The organism is Methanobrevibacter sp. V74, assembly GCF_963082495.1.
Taxonomy (GTDB): Archaea; Methanobacteriota; Methanobacteria; order Methanobacteriales; family Methanobacteriaceae; genus Methanocatella.
Genome location: NZ_CAUJAN010000001.1, coordinates 61483 through 79044 on the forward strand (window position 1 = coordinate 61483; position 17562 = coordinate 79044).

General features: G+C 32.0%; 27 protein-coding genes and 1 tRNA gene. 25 read left to right on the forward strand and 3 right to left on the reverse strand.

Translation table 11 applies throughout. The features are described 5' to 3' along the window. Window position 1 precedes the first annotated feature (1 nt). The 14 genes from Q9969_RS00395 (at window position 2) to Q9969_RS00460 (ending at window position 7617) form a co-directional block, all read left to right on the forward strand. Complete coding sequence (locus tag Q9969_RS00395) at window positions 2-394, forward strand: 30S ribosomal protein S8 (protein ID WP_305513661.1); 393 nt, start codon at window positions 2-4, stop codon at window positions 392-394. Between the two features lie 8 nt (window positions 395-402). Then, window positions 403-939 (forward strand): 50S ribosomal protein L6, encoded by a 537-nt coding sequence (locus Q9969_RS00400; RefSeq protein WP_305513663.1) that lies wholly within the window; start codon window positions 403-405, stop codon window positions 937-939. A gap of 11 nt (window positions 940-950) precedes the next feature. After that, window positions 951-1280, forward strand: a complete 330-nt coding sequence (locus Q9969_RS00405) for a 50S ribosomal protein L32e (RefSeq protein ID WP_305513666.1) — start codon at window positions 951-953, stop codon at window positions 1278-1280. A 103-nt stretch (window positions 1281-1383) separates the two neighbouring features. Continuing rightward, complete coding sequence (locus Q9969_RS00410) at window positions 1384-1839, forward strand: 50S ribosomal protein L19e (protein ID WP_305513668.1); 456 nt, start codon at window positions 1384-1386, stop codon at window positions 1837-1839. A 2-nt stretch (window positions 1840-1841) separates the two neighbouring features. Beyond that, a complete protein-coding gene (locus Q9969_RS00415; RefSeq protein WP_305553253.1) occupies window positions 1842-2423 on the forward strand; it encodes a 50S ribosomal protein L18 in 582 nt (193 codons plus the stop codon). A gap of 2 nt (window positions 2424-2425) precedes the next feature. Continuing rightward, window positions 2426-3067 carry a 30S ribosomal protein S5 gene (gene rpsE, locus Q9969_RS00420; protein WP_305513671.1) on the forward strand — a complete coding sequence of 214 codons (642 nt, stop codon included), beginning with the start codon at window positions 2426-2428 and terminating at the stop codon, window positions 3065-3067. Between the two features lie 11 nt (window positions 3068-3078). Next, complete coding sequence (locus tag Q9969_RS00425; protein ID WP_305513672.1) at window positions 3079-3537, forward strand: 50S ribosomal protein L30; 459 nt, start codon at window positions 3079-3081, stop codon at window positions 3535-3537. A gap of 15 nt (window positions 3538-3552) precedes the next feature. Then, window positions 3553-3990, forward strand: coding sequence for an uL15 family ribosomal protein (locus Q9969_RS00430; protein WP_305513674.1), 438 nt, complete (start codon window positions 3553-3555; stop codon window positions 3988-3990). 23 nt (window positions 3991-4013) lie between these two features. Then, complete coding sequence (secY, locus tag Q9969_RS00435) at window positions 4014-5375, forward strand: preprotein translocase subunit SecY (RefSeq protein WP_305513676.1); 1362 nt, start codon at window positions 4014-4016, stop codon at window positions 5373-5375. Window positions 5376-5411: 36 nt separating this feature from the next. Beyond that, on the forward strand, window positions 5412-5969 hold the full coding sequence (locus Q9969_RS00440; RefSeq protein ID WP_305513678.1) for an adenylate kinase: 558 nt from the start codon (window positions 5412-5414) through the stop codon (window positions 5967-5969). Between the two features lie 8 nt (window positions 5970-5977). Next, a complete protein-coding gene (locus Q9969_RS00445) occupies window positions 5978-6553 on the forward strand; it encodes an EMC3/TMCO1 family protein (RefSeq protein WP_305553256.1) in 576 nt (191 codons plus the stop codon). A 108-nt stretch (window positions 6554-6661) separates the two neighbouring features. After that, window positions 6662-6928, forward strand: coding sequence for a 50S ribosomal protein L34e (locus Q9969_RS00450; RefSeq protein ID WP_305553259.1), 267 nt, complete (start codon window positions 6662-6664; stop codon window positions 6926-6928). After that, window positions 6928-7449, forward strand: coding sequence for a (d)CMP kinase (cmk, locus tag Q9969_RS00455; RefSeq protein WP_305513682.1), 522 nt, complete (start codon window positions 6928-6930; stop codon window positions 7447-7449). Before Q9969_RS00450 ends, cmk begins: the two co-directional genes overlap by 1 nt. Further along, window positions 7450-7617, forward strand: coding sequence for a 50S ribosomal protein L14e (locus tag Q9969_RS00460; RefSeq protein ID WP_305553262.1), 168 nt, complete (start codon window positions 7450-7452; stop codon window positions 7615-7617). A gap of 223 nt (window positions 7618-7840) precedes the next feature. Here Q9969_RS00460 and Q9969_RS00465 read toward each other — a convergent pair whose 3' ends face one another. Beyond that, window positions 7841-8644 carry a class I SAM-dependent methyltransferase gene (locus Q9969_RS00465; RefSeq protein ID WP_305553265.1) on the reverse strand — a complete coding sequence of 268 codons (804 nt, stop codon included), beginning with the start codon at window positions 8642-8644 and terminating at the stop codon, window positions 7841-7843. 924 nt (window positions 8645-9568) lie between these two features. On the opposite strand from Q9969_RS00465, the gene Q9969_RS00470 reads away from it, so the two are divergent. Beyond that, window positions 9569-10531, forward strand: a complete 963-nt coding sequence (locus Q9969_RS00470; RefSeq protein ID WP_305553268.1) for an RNA-guided pseudouridylation complex pseudouridine synthase subunit Cbf5 — start codon at window positions 9569-9571, stop codon at window positions 10529-10531. Window positions 10532-10741: 210 nt separating this feature from the next. Here the strand turns inward: Q9969_RS00470 and Q9969_RS00475 are convergent, their stop codons facing one another. Together Q9969_RS00475 and Q9969_RS00480 are read right to left on the reverse strand one after the other, a co-directional pair. Next, complete coding sequence (locus tag Q9969_RS00475; protein ID WP_305553271.1) at window positions 10742-12508, reverse strand: DUF2207 domain-containing protein; 1767 nt, start codon at window positions 12506-12508, stop codon at window positions 10742-10744. Between the two features lie 14 nt (window positions 12509-12522). Further along, window positions 12523-13077 (reverse strand): LemA family protein, encoded by a 555-nt coding sequence (locus Q9969_RS00480; RefSeq protein ID WP_305513395.1) that lies wholly within the window; start codon window positions 13075-13077, stop codon window positions 12523-12525. A 211-nt stretch (window positions 13078-13288) separates the two neighbouring features. Here Q9969_RS00480 and Q9969_RS00485 point away from each other — a divergent pair. The 10 genes from Q9969_RS00485 to Q9969_RS00530 all read left to right on the forward strand — a co-directional run bounded on the left by Q9969_RS00485 (window position 13289) and on the right by Q9969_RS00530 (window position 17529). Further along, a tRNA-Ser gene (locus Q9969_RS00485) sits at window positions 13289-13373 on the forward strand. A gap of 184 nt (window positions 13374-13557) precedes the next feature. Next, the gene (locus tag Q9969_RS00490) at window positions 13558-14007 is read left to right on the forward strand and encodes a 30S ribosomal protein S13 (protein ID WP_305513393.1); all 450 of its coding nucleotides are present in this window, start codon (window positions 13558-13560) and stop codon (window positions 14005-14007) included. A gap of 60 nt (window positions 14008-14067) precedes the next feature. After that, window positions 14068-14607 carry a 30S ribosomal protein S4 gene (locus Q9969_RS00495; RefSeq protein ID WP_305513391.1) on the forward strand — a complete coding sequence of 180 codons (540 nt, stop codon included), beginning with the start codon at window positions 14068-14070 and terminating at the stop codon, window positions 14605-14607. Between the two features lie 11 nt (window positions 14608-14618). After that, a complete protein-coding gene (locus Q9969_RS00500) occupies window positions 14619-15011 on the forward strand; it encodes a 30S ribosomal protein S11 (RefSeq protein ID WP_305513389.1) in 393 nt (130 codons plus the stop codon). A 15-nt stretch (window positions 15012-15026) separates the two neighbouring features. Continuing rightward, the gene (locus tag Q9969_RS00505; RefSeq protein ID WP_305553274.1) at window positions 15027-15827 is read left to right on the forward strand and encodes a DNA-directed RNA polymerase subunit D; all 801 of its coding nucleotides are present in this window, start codon (window positions 15027-15029) and stop codon (window positions 15825-15827) included. Between the two features lie 2 nt (window positions 15828-15829). Next, window positions 15830-16195, forward strand: a complete 366-nt coding sequence (locus tag Q9969_RS00510) for a 50S ribosomal protein L18e (RefSeq protein WP_305513385.1) — start codon at window positions 15830-15832, stop codon at window positions 16193-16195. 15 nt (window positions 16196-16210) lie between these two features. Beyond that, window positions 16211-16633, forward strand: coding sequence for a 50S ribosomal protein L13 (locus Q9969_RS00515; RefSeq protein ID WP_305513698.1), 423 nt, complete (start codon window positions 16211-16213; stop codon window positions 16631-16633). 17 nt (window positions 16634-16650) lie between these two features. Then, the gene (locus tag Q9969_RS00520; protein WP_296784186.1) at window positions 16651-17052 is read left to right on the forward strand and encodes a 30S ribosomal protein S9; all 402 of its coding nucleotides are present in this window, start codon (window positions 16651-16653) and stop codon (window positions 17050-17052) included. Window positions 17053-17099: 47 nt separating this feature from the next. After that, window positions 17100-17270, forward strand: coding sequence for a DNA-directed RNA polymerase subunit N (locus tag Q9969_RS00525; protein WP_305513380.1), 171 nt, complete (start codon window positions 17100-17102; stop codon window positions 17268-17270). A gap of 61 nt (window positions 17271-17331) precedes the next feature. Then, complete coding sequence (locus Q9969_RS00530; RefSeq protein WP_305513378.1) at window positions 17332-17529, forward strand: DNA-directed RNA polymerase subunit K; 198 nt, start codon at window positions 17332-17334, stop codon at window positions 17527-17529. Window positions 17530-17562 lie beyond the last annotated feature (33 nt).

Consider the following 17562-nt stretch of genomic DNA (forward strand, 5'->3'; position numbering starts at 1 on the left):
TATGAGTCTTATGGATCCTCTTGCTGATGCTTTAACTAATATCAGGAATAATGAATTGCAAGTAAATGATTCTTGTGTTATTTCTCCTGCTTCCAAGTTAATTGGACAAGTTTTAAGCACTATGCAAAAAGAGAATTATATTGGTAATTTTGAGTATATTGATGACAACCGTGCAGGTAAATTTATTGTAGAATTAGAAGGTAACATTAACAAATGTGGTGTTATCAAACCTCGTCACGCTGTTAAAAAAGATGAATTTGAGAAATTTGAAAAAAGATTTTTGCCAGCAAAAAACTTTGGTATTTTAATCGTCACAACTCCTGAAGGAATTATGACTCACTATGAGGCTAAGGAAAGAGGAATTGGTGGACGTTTGTTGGCTTACATGTATTAGGTGATAAAATGGTAGTAGCTGCAGCTATAAGGGAAGAAATTGATATCCCTGAAGGCGTTGAAGTTATAATTGATAATAATGAGGTCTCTGTAAAAGGACCTAATGGAAAGGACTCTAGAAAATTTACTTATCCTAATGTAAGTATTAAAGAAGAGGATAGTGTTGTTATTTTAGAAACAGCATTCCCTAAAAAGAAAGATAAAGCAATGATTGGAACCACAAGAGCACACATTAACAACATGTTAATCGGTGTGACTGATGGTTTTGAATATCATATGAAAATCGTATTTGCTCACTTTCCAATGACTGTAAAAGTCCAAAAAGATACAGTTTTAATTGACAACTTCCTCGGGGAAAGACACCCAAGAACTGCTAAAATAGTAGGATCTTCTAAAGTAGTAGTGAAAGGTGATGAGGTAACAATTACTGGTATCAATAAGGAACATGTTGGTCAAACTATGGCTAACCTAGAACAAGCAACTAAAATTAAAGGAAGAGATCCTAGAGTATTCCAAGATGGAATATATTTAACTAGCAAAGAATAATGGTGATTTAAATGGCTAATAAAAGATTTAAAAGACAAGAATATGCTCGTTATAAAAAACTTGGAATAAAATGGAGACGCCCTAGAGGTAAAACCAGTAAAATGAGAAGATATGAAGCAGGTAAACCTGACATGCCGGCTATTGGTTACAGAACCCCTAGAGCTATAAGGGATTTACATCCTTCCGGATATAATGATGTTCTTGTTCACAATATGCAAGAATTAGAAGACTTAAACCCAGTATCTGATGCTGCAAGAATAAGTGCTTCTATTGGTAAAAGAAAAAAAGAGTTGATGTTGAAAAAAGCATCAGAGCTCAATATAAAAGTTTTAAATAAATAATCATATTTATAAGTTGAATCAATTACGGGGCTTTATTTGAATTGATTTGACTAGTTAAATTTCAAAGGGAATTTAGATTTTATCTAAATGGAGGATTATATACATGAATCTTACAACTCAAAAAAGATTAGCTGCTAGTATCCTCAAAGTAGGTCTTAATCGTGTATGGATTGATCCAGAAAGATTAGAAGAAGTATCTATGGCGATTACTAGAGATGGTGTAAAGCAGTTAATTCAAGATGGAGCTATTAAAGCAAAACCTCAAAAAGGTATTAGTAGCTACAGATCTAAAAAAATTAAAGAACAAAAAGCAAAAGGAAAAAGAAAAGGTAGAGGTAGTATAAAAGGGGCTAAAAAAGCTCGTACTCCTAAGAAAAAGGCTTGGATGACTACTATTAGGGCTTTAAGAAGAGATCTCAAAGATATGCGTGAAGATGAAATCATTGATGCTACCACCTATCGTAAATTATACAAAATGGCTAAGGGTGGCGCATTTAGAAGTAAATCTTACATGAGAAACTACGCCCGTGACCATGATTTAATTAAAGGAGAGGAATAAACATGGCACATGGAACTAATTATAAAGTAGCATTCAGAAGAAGAAGAGAAGGTAAAACTGATTATGCGGCTAGAATGAAATTAGTTGATTACAACAAATCTCGTTTGGTTGTTAGAGTTTCTAATGCTCATGCTACCGTTCAAGTTATTGATTACGCTCCAGAAGGAGATATCACCATTGCATCTGCAGTAAGCAAACAATTATCACAATATGGTTACTTAGGTGCTACTGGAAACATTTCAGCATTTTACTTAACAGCATACTTATGTGCTAAAAGAGCTTTAGAAGCAGGTGTTGAAAATGCAATCTTAGACATAGGTTTAAAATCACCAATTAAAGGTTCTAAAATATTTGCAGCTTTAAAAGGTGCAGTTGATGCAGGTTTAGAAGTACCTCACGGAGACTTCATTTTCCCAGAAGATGAACGTATCAGAGGAGAAAATATTGCAGAATATGCTGAATCTTTAAATGCTGAAGAAGTTGCTAAAAAATTCTCAAAGTATTTTGAAAGAGGTCTTAATCCTAAAGATTTACCTGAAAACTTTGATGAAACTGTTAAAAATATCGATGAGGCAGAGGTATAACTATGAGTTTTAATATGAATGAATGGGAACCTAAAACCAATCTTGGTAAATTAGTTAAAGATGGGACCATTATTGATATCGATGAAATTTTTGAAAAAGGTCTTCCAATTATGGAATTAGAAATAGTTGATGCCTTAATTCCAGATTTAGAAGAGGAAGTAATGGATGTTAACTTGGTTCAAAGGATGCATAAATCTGGTAGAAAAGTTAATTTCAGAGTAATTGTTGCCGTAGGTAACAAAAATGGTTATGTTGGATTAGGTCAAGGTAAAGCTAAAGAAGTTGGTCCGGCTATCAGAAAGGCTGTTGATAATGCTAAATACAACATTATTAAAGTAAGAAGAGGCTGTGGAGATTGGGGTTGTGTTTGTGGAAGAGAACATACCGTACCTTTCAAAGTACAAGGTAAAACCAGTAGTGTAAGCGTTACTTTAATGCCGGCTCCTGCAGGAGTAGGTTTGGCAGTTGGAGATGTTGGTAAAACTATCTTAAAACTTGCTGGAATTCAAGATGTATGGTCTCAAACTTTCGGACAAACTCAAACCACCATTAACTTTGCTAATGCTGTATTCGATGCTTTAAAAGGATTAAGCAGTGTTAAAGCTAGCCAAGAAAATCTCAAAAAAATGGGAGTTAACTACTAGATGGTGATACTATGTTTTTAGTTATTAGAGTTAGAGGAACTACTGGTGTCATTAAAAATATTGCAGACACCTTAGACATGTTAAGACTTAACAGAATTAGCCATGCAGTATTAGTAGAACAAAATCCTAGTTATGAAGGAATGCTTCAAAAAGCTAAGGATTATATCACTTGGGGGGAAATCGATGCTGAAACTGTTGCAGCAATGATTGCTAAAAGAGGAAGACTTCCAGGTAATGTAAAGGTTACTGATGAGTATGTTGCTGAAAATTCCGATTGTAATAATATTGAAGAATTGGCTAGTGCTTTAGTTGATGGTAAAGTTAAATTAGCTGATGTGGGTATTAAACCTGTATTCCGTTTACACCCTCCAAGAAAAGGTTACGAAGATATCCGTTTATCTGTTAAAGAAGGTGGATCTTTAGGTTACAGGGGAGAAGAAATTAAAGATCTTGCAAAAAGAATGCTTTAAACTCAGGTGTGTAGTATGATTAGAACAAAACGTAAAATCAACAAACAAAGAGGTTCAAGATCCAACGGTGGAGGATGTACCAAAAAACGTAGAGGTGCAGGTAACAAAGGTGGAAAAGGTAAAGCAGGTATGGGTAAACAACACTGGACCTGGACTGTAATCCACGAGCCTAATTACTTCGGTAAACATGGTTTCAAAAGACCTCAAAAAATGATTAAAAAAGTCAATGTTGTTAATTTAAATTACTTGGAAGAACAAGCTGACAAATTAATCGAACAAGGAAAAGCATCTAAAGAAGGAGATGCAATTGTTATAGATGTAACTGAATTGGGTTATGATAAAGTTTTAGCTAAAGGTAAAATCACTAAAGCTTACAAAATTTCAGCACCTCAATTTTCAGCATCTGCTATTGAAAAAATTGAAGAATTAGGAGGAGAAGCTATAATCTTATAGCTCTTCTCTTTTAGGGGAATAAAATGTCATCATTAGAAGTTTTAGAGCCAATTTTTAGGTTTATTCCTGAAGTTAAATCTCCAGTTCACAGAGAGGACTTCAATGAAAAACTCAAATGGACTGCTCTTGTCTTAGTATTATATTATTTTTTAACTTTAATACCATTATATGGTTTAGCTCCTGGGGCTATAGACAGTTTTGCTGCGTTAAGGGCAGTTATGGCTGGAAGTTTTGGTTCAATTCTCACATTAGGGATTGGTCCAATTGTTACTGCTTCTATTGTTTTACAATTATTGGTTGGTTCAAATCTTTTAGATTTGGATCTTTCATCCCATAAAGATAAATCTCACTTCCAAGCAACACAAAAAGTATTATCTATTATCTTCACAATATTTGAAGCTGCTGTTTTAGTATTGACTGGAAATTTAATTCCTATTGATAATTCATATACTTTAGTATTAATTGCACAACTTGTTTTAGGCGCATTTATTATTATTTATCTTGATGAAGTTGTTTCCAAATGGGGATTCGGTAGTGGTATTGGTTTATTCATTGCTTCTGGGGTTTGTCAATCAATCATGGTTGGTACATTCAGTATTTTAAAAGATACTGATGGATTGCTTGCAGGTATTATTCCTAAATTCATCCAACAAGCTTCTATGGGATCACCTGACTTTTCTAATTTAATTCCATTATTTGCAACTATTGTTGTATTCTCAGTTGTTCTTTATGGAGAAGCTATGAGAGTTGAAATTCCAATTTCTCAAGGTAGTGTAAGAGGGCACGGTAGAGTCAGAGGTTCTGTTGGTAAATATCCATTAAAATTTGTTTATTCAAGTAACATGCCAGTTATTTTAACAAGTGCATTGCTTGTGAACGTAACTTTATTTGCTAATGTTTTCCAAAAAATTGGTTTCCCAATTTTAGGACACTTAGATAAAGGTAAAGCTGTTGACGGTCTTGCATGGTTATTATCAACACCAAGCTTGACAATGTTTTATACTGAACCGATACATGTTTTGGTTTATGCAGTATTCTTTATTGCATGTTGTATATTATTCTCATATTTATGGGTTGAAATCAGTGGTTTAAACGCTAAAAAGATTTCAGAACAATTATTCAAATCGGGTATTCAGATACCTGGGTTTAGAAGTAGTAAACGTCAATTATATAAAATTTTGAAAAAATATATTCCTGCACTTACCATTATAAGTGGTGTCTATGTAGGTCTTATTGCTTTCCTTGCAGATTTAACCGGTGCTTTAGGTGGAGGTACTGGAGTATTGCTTACCGTAGGTATTCTTCATAAATTATACGAAGAAATGGCTGAAGAACAACTTATGTCTGCAAATCCAATCCTTAGGAAAGTTTTAGGAGGAGATTAATCTTCTTCTATTTCATCTTTTAAAAGAGGGATTAAAGTGAAATTAGTAGTGTTAACAGGAATTCCAGGTTCTGGAAGTACAACTTTATTAAATAAAGCTTTAGAAGAAGTCGATTATGTGCATTTAAATTATGGAGACATAATGACTGAAATTGCTATTAAAGAAAATATTGTAGAAGATAGGGATGCTTTAAGAAAATTACCTGCAGAAACTCAAAAAGAGATTCAAGCTAAAGCAGCTAAAGAAATTAAAGAACGATCTGAAAATGATAATGTTATTGTAGATACTCATTGTACAATTAATACTCCAACTGGATTTTTACCGGGATTGCCAATTTGGGTATTGGAACAATTACAACCAAATCAATTTATCTTAATTGAAGCTAATCCTGATGAGATTATTTTCAGAAGATTAAATGATGATACTCGTGAAAGAGACCTTCAAAAAGTTAACGACATAGATTTACATCAACAAATGAACAGAGCTACTTCAATGGCTTATGCTACATTAACTGGCGCTACTGTTAAAGTTGTTGAAAATCATGACAATCATTTAGATTCTTCAGTTAAAAAATTAGTAAATGTATTAAAATAGGTGATGATATGGACCCAATGGGAATTATTTATGAAGCGTTGAATGCAATTTTCAATCCACTTTTATCAATGGATCCGAATCCAACTAATCCTGCTTTAACTGTGTTAGTTATTGCATTTATTGTTTCATTAATTACAACTATTGCTAATAAATATTTAGTTGACCAAGATGAAATGAATGAAATCCAAGCTAGAAAAAAAGCTTTCCAGAAGGAATTACGTGAAGCTCAAAAGAAAGGGGATGGAAAAAAAGTTGCAGAACTTCAGGCCAAACAGGCTGAAATGATGCAAGATCAGACTAAAATGATGTCTAATTCATTCAAACCTATGATTGTTACTTTTATTCCAATTATTCTAATATTCTTTTGGATGAGGACTTCTGCTATTAGTAATTTAGTTATTATATTGCCGCCATCTGTTTATTGGCTTACATTAACTCCATTCTGGCACTTCATTGGTGGTTTCTTATATGGTGGTCAGGCTACTATTCCATATGGTATCGGATGGTTATTATGGTATATGATTTGTACTTTTGGTATGAGTCAGATATTAAGAAAATTCTTAGGATTTAAACAAGGGTTCTAAATCAACCCTTTTTCCATACATTTATTAATAATGAAAGAGAAATATTATAATATTCTATTTTGAATACGCTATTACACAATTTTATTAAAAATTATTTAAGGTGATTAAATGCCTGCAAATAGGTTTAGATCAAGATCATATAAAAGAGTTCACAAAAACATTCCCGGTGGGGAAAATGTTTTAAGATATAAAAAGAAAAAACCATCTAAGCATGTTTGTGCTGAGTGTGGTCAAGTATTACATGGAGTTCCTCGTGGACGTCCATATGAAATTGGAAAATTATCAAAAACAGCTAAAAGACCTAACCGTCCATTCGGCGGTTACTTATGTTCAAGCTGTGCTCGTAAACATTTCAAAAACGAGGCTAGAAAATAATGATAATTACTATCGGCGGATTAGCTGGTACAGGAACCACAACTACAGCTGAGGTTCTCAGTGAAAAGTTAGATGTTCCATATATTTCTGCAGGTTTTGTTTTCAGAGAAATGGCTGCTGAAAAAGGAATGTCTGTTCTTGAATTTAGTGAATTTGCTGAAGGTAATGATGATATTGATAAGGAAATTGATAGAAGGCAAGCTGAAAAAGCTAAATTAGCAGATAACTTAATAATTGAAGGAAGATTGTCAGCATACTTTGTTGACAATGCAGATTTGAGAATTTGGTTAGTAACTCCTCTTGATGTTCGTTCTAAAAGGATAGCTGAAAGGGAAGATAAAACTGTTGACGTGGCAAAAGACGAAATCAGTATTCGTGAAAAAAGTGAAGCCTCAAGATACATGGAAATTCATAATATTGATATTAGTAATATGGATATCTATGATATAATCATAAATACTGATACCTTTGATCCTAAAAGTGTATCAGAAATCATTATTCAAACATTAAAGGTGATTTAAATGGCATCAATTGAAGTAGGTAGAAAATGTATTAAAACTGCTGGTAGAGAAGCAGGTCAAGAATGTGAAATTGTTGCAATTATTGATGAAAACTTTGTTGAAGTAAAAGGCGAAGAGGTTAAAAACAGACGTTGTAACATTCAACATTTAGAACCTTTAGCTGAATAATTCCAGCGACACATTATTTTTATATTAAAATATAATCTGAATTCATCTATAAACGATGAATTTAATCTTTTTTTAAATTGGGGATGTGACTAGACTTAAAATTTCAAAATTTTCTATAATTCATCGCCAAAAGTTTATACCTAACGGATAATAGAGTTACATTCATGGAAAAATGAACTATTAAAAATATATAATTCCTCTATTAAAAAACTTTGTTAAACTACTATATTTTTTCAAATTTTCCAATTCTGTTATTTCTAGGTTTTAAAAATATAGATATAATTGTAATAAAAATCGGAGAATATCGTTTCATCACATTTGTTAAATTATAATCTCCAGTCATTTTAAACATTGGACAAATCATTTCAAAGTCTTTAGTTTCATTTATACCCCATCTGAATACAGCTCCAGTCTGTTTTACAGTTTCATGTTTCTTTTGATTTTTTACCATCCAATGAGTCATTAATTCTAAAAGCAGTTCAACTTTTCCAAAACTTTCAGAAATCTTAAAAAACAAATTTTTTACATCTTCTTGAGATAAATACATTAAAAAACCTTCAGCTATAATCAGTACATTATCTTTATTTTCAATTTTATCAATCCAACAAAAATCAAGTGCTGAAGTAGGTATGTCTGTAACTCTATCTTTTTTATCTATGAGCTTATCTCTTAATGCAATGATATTTTCAAAATCAATATTATACCACTTTATTTTACCATTGTCGACTCTACTAAATCTATCATCCAAACCACATGCTAAATTAACAACAGAACATTCTGGGTTATTTTTAATATATTTAGAAACCTCATCATCTAATATAATAGTTCTTGCTGCACATCCCCAAAAGTTCATTTTATTTTTAGATTCTTTAAAACGTTCTGCAAAATTATAATCAAGATTTTTAACAATTTTTGTTGCAGTTTTATCATAGAATGCTGGATTTTTTCTATTGCTTTCTAATGCTCTAGAATATAATGGAACAAGCATTGTTTCACTAACTCCAGATAAATTTACTTTTTCTTTCATAAAAACACCTCTTTATACATGACTTAATTTGACATTATACTATTTTACGTATACCTAAATTTTTAATTCATCTTATATAATCTTTTCACCAAAAAAATTCTTCGGCTCTTTCAAAAACTTGTGTGATTTTTTCTTTTTCATTTTTCATGTTCCAATAATTTAGTTTTAGTATAAATCTTTTTAAAAGACCATTTACTGTTCTCATTGTCTTTTTTATGTCTTTTTGGAATACTTTTTAGAAGATATTCTCGATTTTATTGTTTGTAGGGGGAATATTTTTATTCTCCATCTATATCGTTAATTTTTTAAAGTAATGAATCGTGAATTTGGATCTGTCTGAAATTGTCATGATGTTGTAATGATTTTTTGTAGTTTTATCAATCTTATTAGTCCTTTTTGTATTCGATATATTCTTTTCATTGATTTTGGTAGGGCATCGTTCTATTATTGGTTCGTGGAATGTTGGGAGTATTGTAGAATTATTTAGTGTTTTTATTCTTCTTTCTAATTTATTTATTCTTTGTAGGTTTTATCGTGATGGTTTTTGATGATGTGAAATATGCAGAGTGGATGTTTTATGCAAATTCTTTCTATAATTACAGAATATGCTGGATGTCCATCTGTTATTAGTATTTTTTTAGCTAAACCTTCTAAATGAGTAATTTTATAGAATTTTCTAAACTTGTATGGCCAAACAGAATTAATGTTAAAAACTATTACAATTAAATTCATACTTTTTAATAAGAGCAAAAAGAAACACATTTAAAAAACAACAAATGCAAATCCAATCTACAAGACAGCTTTTAAAAAATTAAAAAAACCTTAGCTTGACAGCATATCCTCTTTTAATTAAATTTATTTATAATAAAAATCTAATTTTATATTATACGATAAAATTATATTTTAGCTATTGGAGAATTAACCATGAAAGATTATTTAATTAAGTCAAATGCAGAAACTAATCCTGAATATGGATGTAATCCTTATGAAAGACCTATTGAAGAACATATAGCTAAAGGTATAATTAATTTAGACAAACCCTCTGGCCCTACTTCTCATGAAATTGACTCATGGATTAAACGTATTTTAAATTTGGAAAAATCTGGGCACGGAGGAACTCTTGATCCTAAAGTTACTGGAATTTTGCCAGTGGGGTTAAATGATGCAACCCGTGCAATACAACTTCTTTTAACAGCTCCGAAGGAATATGTTTGTTTATTAACATTCCATCAAGATGTTTCACAAGATAGGATTCATGAAGTCTTTGAGGAATTCACAGGTAAAATATTCCAGCTTCCTCCGGTTAAATCAGCTGTAAAACGTGAAATGAGAACACGTAATATTTACTATTCAACTATTTATGAAATTGAAGGTCGTGATGTTTTATTCAGAATAGGTTGTGAAGCTGGAACTTATGTTAGAACCTATTGTCATAATATTGGAGAGGCCTTGAGTGTTGGATCTCATATGGCTGAGCTTAGAAGGACTCAAGTTGGGTTTTTCAATGAGAAAAATCATTTAATGACTCTTCAAGATGTAACTGATGCGTATCATTTTTGGAGAGAAGATGGGGATGAATCATTCTTACGTGAAGCTATAATGCCTATGGAGAGGGCTGCGGATTATTTACCAAAAATAATTGTTAAGGATTCTGCTGTTGATGCGATTTGTCATGGTGCAGACTTAGCTTGTGGAGGCATTGCTGAGTTAACAGGTAATATTAAAAAAAATGATATTGTGGCAATTGAAACACTTAAAGGGGAATTAATTGGTGCCGGTCATTCATTATTAACTTCTAACGAGATTTTAGAAGCAGATTCAGGTTTTGCTGTTAATGTTTCTAAAGTGTTTATGAAACCAGATACTTATCCGAGATTTTGGAAGTAGTGTTTTTATTTTATTTTTTTTTCAGTTTAATGGAATTTAAAAACTTTTAATCATTATTATGCAATAATCTATATTAAAAACCACATGTTGGTATGGAATAATATTATATGCTAAAATAAAACGCATAACTGCTAAAAAAAATAATAAAAATTAAAAAAGCATTAATTTTAAAAATTCTGTTTTATGTTCTCAAAAAAAGAAATGGAAAAGCTAAAATGCTCCTCCACCTCCACCTCCTGATCCTCCTCCAAGGCTACCGAATCCATCAGAGTCAGATGAAGGATTAGCCGCACTCTCGCCAGTTATGAATGCAGCACTCATCATACTGTATCCGCCATAATAATGATATCTGAATACATCTTCATCATAGTTGGATATATTTGGTACTTGCAGTTTCATGGAGTCATAAACCTTGTCTGCTATTCCAAGAGCCGCACCATAAATCAAGTACTTTTTCCAAACGATTATAGATTCTGGAGGGTATTCTTTAATTAAACTACTGTCTTCTAAAAATTTCTTCAAATTTTTCCATTTGAGATAGTAGAGTCTACCTTCTTCAGTCCATTTTCCAAAAATATCTTCGTTTACTAAAAGAATGGCGATTGAAAATATTAATAGAAATATTCCTCCAATTATGCAATACAGTCCATTTTTAAGTGGGGTTGTAAATCCAAGAATAGCAATTATTATACTGAATACAATTCCTATTAATCCAATACCCATAATTATTGTAGAACCAGTATTGTCAAAGTATTTTGCAGGATTTGTTTCATTTTTAACTGATGTTTCCCAGTCTCCAATTTTCTCCATAAACCATTTAGCATTGTCTTCTGATGATAATTGTTCATTAAGTGCTGAAAGATTCAAGATATTATTTGCCGAAAAATGATGTAATGTGTCAAATACAATTTTTTCATTTGTACTTAATTCTTCTTTACTATTAAATGTCAAAAGCAAATCATTTGTTTGGCTGTGAATATCCTCTTGGGTATCTAAATTAATAGCTTTTTTGTCAATAATGCTCATTATTGAAGCTTCAAATCCTTTCATATTTGGGGTTCCAATATCTGTTCTGTTTTCAATAAGTGCATTAACAACTTCTGGCGGATCATCAGTTGGCAAATCTCTTTCATAAATTCCATCGTAATTTACTTCAGGTTCTCTACCATATTTTAAATATGTGAATATTGCACCAATGGGACTTAAAAGAGATAATAATCCTAGAATTATATAAGCGGTATTCCAAAAGTTACGTCCGTTAACGCTGTCTTCCAAATTTTTCATTATCATGTCACGGCCGTTTTGATTCACATGTTTTGCATAAGTTGCATTATTAAAATCACTTAATGGCATTAGGACAAGTAATTCATAAAATTCACCTTTGGGAATAGATGAAGTTTGTGCTGTTATTGTATCTCCGTTTATTGATGAGGATTTATTATATTCCTGGGGATTTAAGAAATATTCATTCCCTTTATCTCCAGGCAGATGTATCTTAGCTGTTAAACTTCCAACACCAACATCCCATTCTTCACCCCAGAGTTTATATTGGAGTTCGCCAACATCATTAAAAAGAGTCACTACATTAGTGATATCATAACTAATGTAAACTGTCACATCACAATCTTTTATGCCTTGTGTGTGGGCTGCATCAGAGTATAAATAAATCTTTAAATGTTTATAACCCTTATCATCACTTTCTTTTAAAACAGGATAAGCGCCATTGGCCGAAACTTTAATATTTTCAATCCTTTCTCCGGATTTTAGGGGAATATCCCTATAAATTCCATTAAAAGCTCCGTCAAATGCATAATCATACTTTTCATCTACATGCAGTAGACCATCATTTCCAACTGTTAAATCTATAAATGCTTGATTTATGGTGTAACTTCTATCATCGTCTGCCGATACAAATGTGATTGTTGAAAATAATATTAAAAAAAGTAAGATTATACAAAATGTTTTTTTAACATTCATATAATCGCCCTTATTTAAAATTCAACTTGTGGAACTGCTTTTTCTGTTTCAGGAGCTTTAAAAAATTCTTCTTCTTTAAAACCAAATAAACCTGCAATGAGGTTACTTGGGAATTGCTGACAGGAATTATTGAATTTTAAAACAATATCATTGTAGAATTGCCGTGAATATGCAATTTTATCTTCAGTGTCACTCAATTCCTTTTGTAATTGTTGGAAATTACTATTGGCTTTTAAGTCAGGATAACTTTCAGCAACTGCAAAAAGTGATTTTAATGCATCTGTTAATTGGTTATCTGCAGCACTAACTTCTTCAACAGAAGATGCACTCATAACACTAGCTCTAGCTTTTGTAACTTCTTCTAAAACACCTTTTTCGTGTGAAGCGTAACCTTTTACAGTTTCTACCAAATTCGGTATTAAATCATTTCTACGTTTAAGTTGAACATCGATTTGTGAATAACTGTTTTTTACACGGTTTCTAAGTCCAACGAGACTATTGTACATATGAATTACTGTTCCTATAATTATGATTACAATCACAATAATTACTATCATTAGTATGTCCATTTTATCACCTACAAATTATATATACTACTTTTGTTTAAATATACTTTGTCATTTAAAATTTACACATGATTAAAATATAATTATGTACTGTAATCATTATTTTTTAAAAATCGCACATTCAAGCAAAGCTTTATATATGTTAAGGTAAATACATTATTATATCATATTATTCTAGACAATATGATGTGCAGGTATTGCTAACTATTTCAATGCCGAGATAGTCTAGCCTGGTAAGGCGCGAGACTGGAAATCTCGTGGGCGTTCAGCCCTCCTGGGTTCAAATCCCAGTCTCGGCGTTTATTAGTTTTTAACTATATTTTTTTGATATTTAATTAAAAATACTTGTTAAACTGATATTTATTGCACTCTTAGCTGATATGCTAAGTTTATAACTGTTGAAAAAACTGTGTTTTGTAATTCAAAACATTCGAATCTATATTTTACGTCTCGTAGGTTCGCTCTATAAATGGAGGTTATTTAATGGAAGACGAATTCAAACATTTAGTACGTATTTCAAGAAAGGACGTTAATGGTAATAAAACCATCGAACAAGCTTTAACTGAAATAAAAGGTGTTGGAATATCTTTATCTAAAACTATGTGCCGCATTTTGGACTTAGATTTAGATGTTAAAATTGGATACATTGCTGACGAAGATGTTTTAAAAATTGAAGAAATTTTGGAAAATCCTTTAGATCATGGAATCCCAACTTGGATGTTAAACAGAAGAGAGGATTATGTAACTGGTGAAAACATTCACTTAATCGAGTCAGACCTTGACATGACTTTAAGGGATGATTTGAACAGAATGAAAAAGACCAGAAGCTACAAAGGTAGAAGACATGAAGTTGGTTTGCCTGTTAGAGGTCAAAGAACCAAGTCTACTTTCAGAAAAAGTTCTTCAGTTGGTGTAAAACGTTCAAGAGGTTAGGCAAGAGCTTTTTTTGTAAATTAAAATATTTAAATTCAATTTTATTAAGGAGATGTTTTAATGGGACAACCTAGAAAATCAAGGAAAAAGTATAATACACCACCACATCCTTGGAATGCGGAAAGAATTAAAAATGAAAATAAATTAATGACTAAATACGGCTTAAAAAACAAAAAAGAAATTTGGAAAGCTGATACTTTAGTTAGAAGATATAGTAGGGAAGCAAGATTCTTACTTGGTTTCGATACTGATCAAATGGTTAAAGAAAAATTAGAATTATTAGGACACTTAGCTAGAACCGGTGTTTTGCCAGAAGGTGCAGCTCTTGAAGATATTTTAGATTTAAATGTAGAGGATATCTTAAGAAGAAGATTACAAACTATCGTATTTAAGAAAGGTTTAGCTCGTACTCCTAAAGAAGCAAGAATGTTTGTTGTACACGGTCACATAGCTTTAAATGGTAAAAAAATCGATTCACCAAGTTATGTAGTATTGGATGGTCAAGAAGATGATGTTGGTTTCTATAGTTCTTCACCTGTAGCAAAACAAATTGAAGAGTACAACAACGGTAAGGATAATAAAGCTAATACAGAAGAATAAAGGGTGTAACTATGGCAAAAGATGAAAAATGGGGTATAGCTAATATTTACTCATCATTTAATAACACTATTATTACTGTAACAGATATTACTGGTGCTGAGACTATTTCTCAATGGTCCGGTGGTAAAGTTGTTCGTGCAGATAGACAACAAGCTTCACCATTCGCAGCAATGGCTGCAGCAAATAGAATAGCTGATGATGCTAAGGAAAAAGGTTTTGTTGGATTGCATATTAAAGTAAGAGCTCCTGGTGGAAATGGGCCTAGAAGTCCTGGACCTGGTGCACAAGCAACAATTCGTGCTTTAGCAAGAGCTGGAATTAAAATAGGAAAAATTGAAGATATCACTCCTATTCCTCACGATGGTACTGGAAGACCTGGTGGTAAAAGAGGAAGAAGAGTTTAAACAGAAGGGTTTAATATGGAGATAGAATTAAAAAGTCAAAGTGATGATGAAATAGTATTCATTGTTCGTGACGCGGAAGTACCTTTTATTAATGCTATTAGAAGAGTTGCTATGGTCAATGTTCCAAAAATAGCTATTGAAGACGTTAATATTATCAGAAATGATTCTGCAATGTTTAATGAGGTGCTAGCTCATAGGCTTGGTTTAACTCCTTTAGTTTCTGATTTAGATGCTCTTGAAGGTTTATCATTGCCTGAAGATGATTATTGGGAAGAGTATTCAAATGGGATCATGTTCCATTTGGATGAAGAAGGGCCTAAAGTTGTTTACTCTAAGGATTTAATATCTTCAGACTCTAAAATTAAACCTGTTTACGACACTATACCTTTAGTAAAACTTAAAAAAGGCGAAAAACTCAATATTGAAGCAGTTGCTAAAGTTGGGTATGGTAAAGAACATGCTAAATGGATGCCGACAACTGTTTGTGCATACAAACAATATCCAGAAATAACATTTAATGAAGATGTTGAAATAGATTATAATTGTGCTCAAGCATGTCCCAGAGGTATTTTAAAATCAGATAGAAGATCTAAAAAAATCAAAATATTGGATATTGAAGATTGTACCATGTGCAAAAGCTGTGTAAGGGCTTCTGACAATGGTTACATTAATGTGGGAGATCGTGAAAATGATTTCATATTTAGAATTGAAACTGATGGAGCAATGCCTCCTAAAGAAGTTTTATTAAAAGCTTGTGACGTATTAGGTGAAAAAGCGGATAAGTTTATCAGATTTAGTGAAGAAGGAGGAAATTAATAATGGTTAAAAAAGTTGTAAAAACAAATCCTAACCTTATTGAACTTATTAATAAACTTTATGAAAAATCAAGAAGTGACGATGCAGCTATTTGGATGGATGTTGCACAAAGACTCGAAAGGTCTAATAGAAGAACCGCTGAAGTTAATTTGTCTGACATTGCAAGACATGCTGAAGCTGGTGAAACTATTTTAGTCCCTGGTAAAGTTTTATCAAATGGTGATTTAGAAAACAAGGTAGATGTTGTAGCATTGAAATTCTCAGCTAAAGCACAAGAAAAAATTGAAACTGCAGGCGGAGAATGCATCTCAATTGAGGAAATTATGGAAAGTAATCCTAAAGGATCAAACATAAGGATTATGGAATAGGGGATGTGTGTTATGATGATTATTGATGGTGAAGGATGCGTTTTAGGAAGATTAGCTAGTGTAACTAGTAAAAATCTTTTAGAAGGCGAAGAAGTTGTAATTCTCAACGCTGAAAAAATCATGTTAACTGGTAATAAGGATTGGGCTTATGCTAAATACAAGCAAAGAGTTGACAGGGCAAGTATTTCTAACCCTCGTGACTTAGGTCCTAAATATCCTAGAAGGCCAGATGATATATTTAGAAGAACTGTAAGAGGAATGTTGCCTTTCAAAAAATCTAAAGGTAAAACAGCATACAAAGGTTTAAAAGCTTTTGTTGGCGTACCTGCTGAATATGCTGATGCTGAACTCACTTCAGTTCCTGAAGTAGAATACAAAAATATTAAAAAAGGTATCGAGTTAGGAGAAATCTCCAAACTTTTAGGAGCTACCTTTTAGACAAGTAGGGTGTAATTATGGTTAAAGTTATTCATACTAGTGGAAAACGTAAAACAGCTATCGCAAGAGGTACTGTTCGTGAAGGAACTGGTAAAGTTAGAATTAACAAAGTTCCTTTAGAACTTTACTCTCCTGAACTTGCTAACTTAAAATTACAAGAACCATTAACCTTAGCTGGAGACTTAGCTAATGAAGTGGATATTAATATCCATGTTATCGGTGGAGGAGTAATGGGTCAGGCTGAAGCTGCACGTATGGTAATTGCAAAAGGACTTGTACAATGGTCTCAAGATATGGATTTAAAAGAAAAATTCATTCACTACGACAGAACCATGTTAGTAGGTGACCCAAGACGTTCAGAACCTAAAAAATATGGTGGTCCTGGAGCAAGAGCCCGTAAACAAAAAAGTTACAGATAAACTCTGTAATTTTCATATTTTATTTAAATTAAAAAAAGATGATATAAATGATTCCTATAAGATGCTTAAGTTGTGGAAAACCTGTTTCAGCTCACTTTGATGAATACAATAAAAGAGTTGCAGCTGGTGAAAATTCTAAAGATGTTTTAGATGATTTAGGTTTGACTAGATACTGTTGTAGAAGAATGTTAATTTCTCATGTGGAAACTTGGGAATAGATGATTGTAGGGATATTTTTTTAATTAAAAATATAATCTTGGTAAAATATATGCCTAAAAAATGGAAGTAATATTCATGGATGTTGAAAAGAAATTAACAAGGTTTGAAAGAGCTAGGCTTCTCGGTGCTAGAGCAATTCAAATATCTATGGGTGCAAAACCTTTGGTAGATATTACTGATTCATTAGATCCAATTGATATAGCATACGAAGAACTCAAAGCTGGAGTTTTACCATTAGATGTTATTAGGGATGAATAGATTTATTCTATTTATTCTCCAATTACTTAAAAA

Excerpts from the sequence above, each read along its gene's own strand:
- Q9969_RS00395 (WP_305513661.1), top strand. The coding sequence starts at position 2 with ATGAGTCTTATGGATCCTCTTGCTGATGCTTTAACTAATATCAGGAAT.
- Q9969_RS00400 (WP_305513663.1), top strand. The coding sequence starts at position 403 with ATGGTAGTAGCTGCAGCTATAAGGGAAGAAATTGATATCCCTGAAGGC.
- Q9969_RS00405 (WP_305513666.1), top strand. The coding sequence starts at position 951 with ATGGCTAATAAAAGATTTAAAAGACAAGAATATGCTCGTTATAAAAAA.
- Q9969_RS00410 (WP_305513668.1), top strand. The coding sequence starts at position 1,384 with ATGAATCTTACAACTCAAAAAAGATTAGCTGCTAGTATCCTCAAAGTA.
- Q9969_RS00415 (WP_305553253.1), top strand. The coding sequence starts at position 1,842 with ATGGCACATGGAACTAATTATAAAGTAGCATTCAGAAGAAGAAGAGAA.
- rpsE (WP_305513671.1), top strand. The coding sequence starts at position 2,426 with ATGAGTTTTAATATGAATGAATGGGAACCTAAAACCAATCTTGGTAAA.
- Q9969_RS00425 (WP_305513672.1), top strand. The coding sequence starts at position 3,079 with ATGTTTTTAGTTATTAGAGTTAGAGGAACTACTGGTGTCATTAAAAAT.
- Q9969_RS00430 (WP_305513674.1), top strand. The coding sequence starts at position 3,553 with ATGATTAGAACAAAACGTAAAATCAACAAACAAAGAGGTTCAAGATCC.
- secY (WP_305513676.1), top strand. The coding sequence starts at position 4,014 with ATGTCATCATTAGAAGTTTTAGAGCCAATTTTTAGGTTTATTCCTGAA.
- Q9969_RS00445 (WP_305553256.1), top strand. The coding sequence starts at position 5,978 with ATGGACCCAATGGGAATTATTTATGAAGCGTTGAATGCAATTTTCAAT.
- Q9969_RS00450 (WP_305553259.1), top strand. The coding sequence starts at position 6,662 with ATGCCTGCAAATAGGTTTAGATCAAGATCATATAAAAGAGTTCACAAA.
- cmk (WP_305513682.1), top strand. The coding sequence starts at position 6,928 with ATGATAATTACTATCGGCGGATTAGCTGGTACAGGAACCACAACTACA.
- Q9969_RS00460 (WP_305553262.1), top strand. The coding sequence starts at position 7,450 with ATGGCATCAATTGAAGTAGGTAGAAAATGTATTAAAACTGCTGGTAGA.
- Q9969_RS00465 (WP_305553265.1), bottom strand. The coding sequence starts at position 8,644 with ATGAAAGAAAAAGTAAATTTATCTGGAGTTAGTGAAACAATGCTTGTT.
- Q9969_RS00470 (WP_305553268.1), top strand. The coding sequence starts at position 9,569 with ATGAAAGATTATTTAATTAAGTCAAATGCAGAAACTAATCCTGAATAT.
- Q9969_RS00475 (WP_305553271.1), bottom strand. The coding sequence starts at position 12,508 with ATGAATGTTAAAAAAACATTTTGTATAATCTTACTTTTTTTAATATTA.
- Q9969_RS00480 (WP_305513395.1), bottom strand. The coding sequence starts at position 13,077 with ATGGACATACTAATGATAGTAATTATTGTGATTGTAATCATAATTATA.
- Q9969_RS00490 (WP_305513393.1), top strand. The coding sequence starts at position 13,558 with ATGGAAGACGAATTCAAACATTTAGTACGTATTTCAAGAAAGGACGTT.
- Q9969_RS00495 (WP_305513391.1), top strand. The coding sequence starts at position 14,068 with ATGGGACAACCTAGAAAATCAAGGAAAAAGTATAATACACCACCACAT.
- Q9969_RS00500 (WP_305513389.1), top strand. The coding sequence starts at position 14,619 with ATGGCAAAAGATGAAAAATGGGGTATAGCTAATATTTACTCATCATTT.
- Q9969_RS00505 (WP_305553274.1), top strand. The coding sequence starts at position 15,027 with ATGGAGATAGAATTAAAAAGTCAAAGTGATGATGAAATAGTATTCATT.
- Q9969_RS00510 (WP_305513385.1), top strand. The coding sequence starts at position 15,830 with ATGGTTAAAAAAGTTGTAAAAACAAATCCTAACCTTATTGAACTTATT.
- Q9969_RS00515 (WP_305513698.1), top strand. The coding sequence starts at position 16,211 with ATGATTATTGATGGTGAAGGATGCGTTTTAGGAAGATTAGCTAGTGTA.
- Q9969_RS00520 (WP_296784186.1), top strand. The coding sequence starts at position 16,651 with ATGGTTAAAGTTATTCATACTAGTGGAAAACGTAAAACAGCTATCGCA.
- Q9969_RS00525 (WP_305513380.1), top strand. The coding sequence starts at position 17,100 with ATGATTCCTATAAGATGCTTAAGTTGTGGAAAACCTGTTTCAGCTCAC.
- Q9969_RS00530 (WP_305513378.1), top strand. The coding sequence starts at position 17,332 with ATGGAAGTAATATTCATGGATGTTGAAAAGAAATTAACAAGGTTTGAA.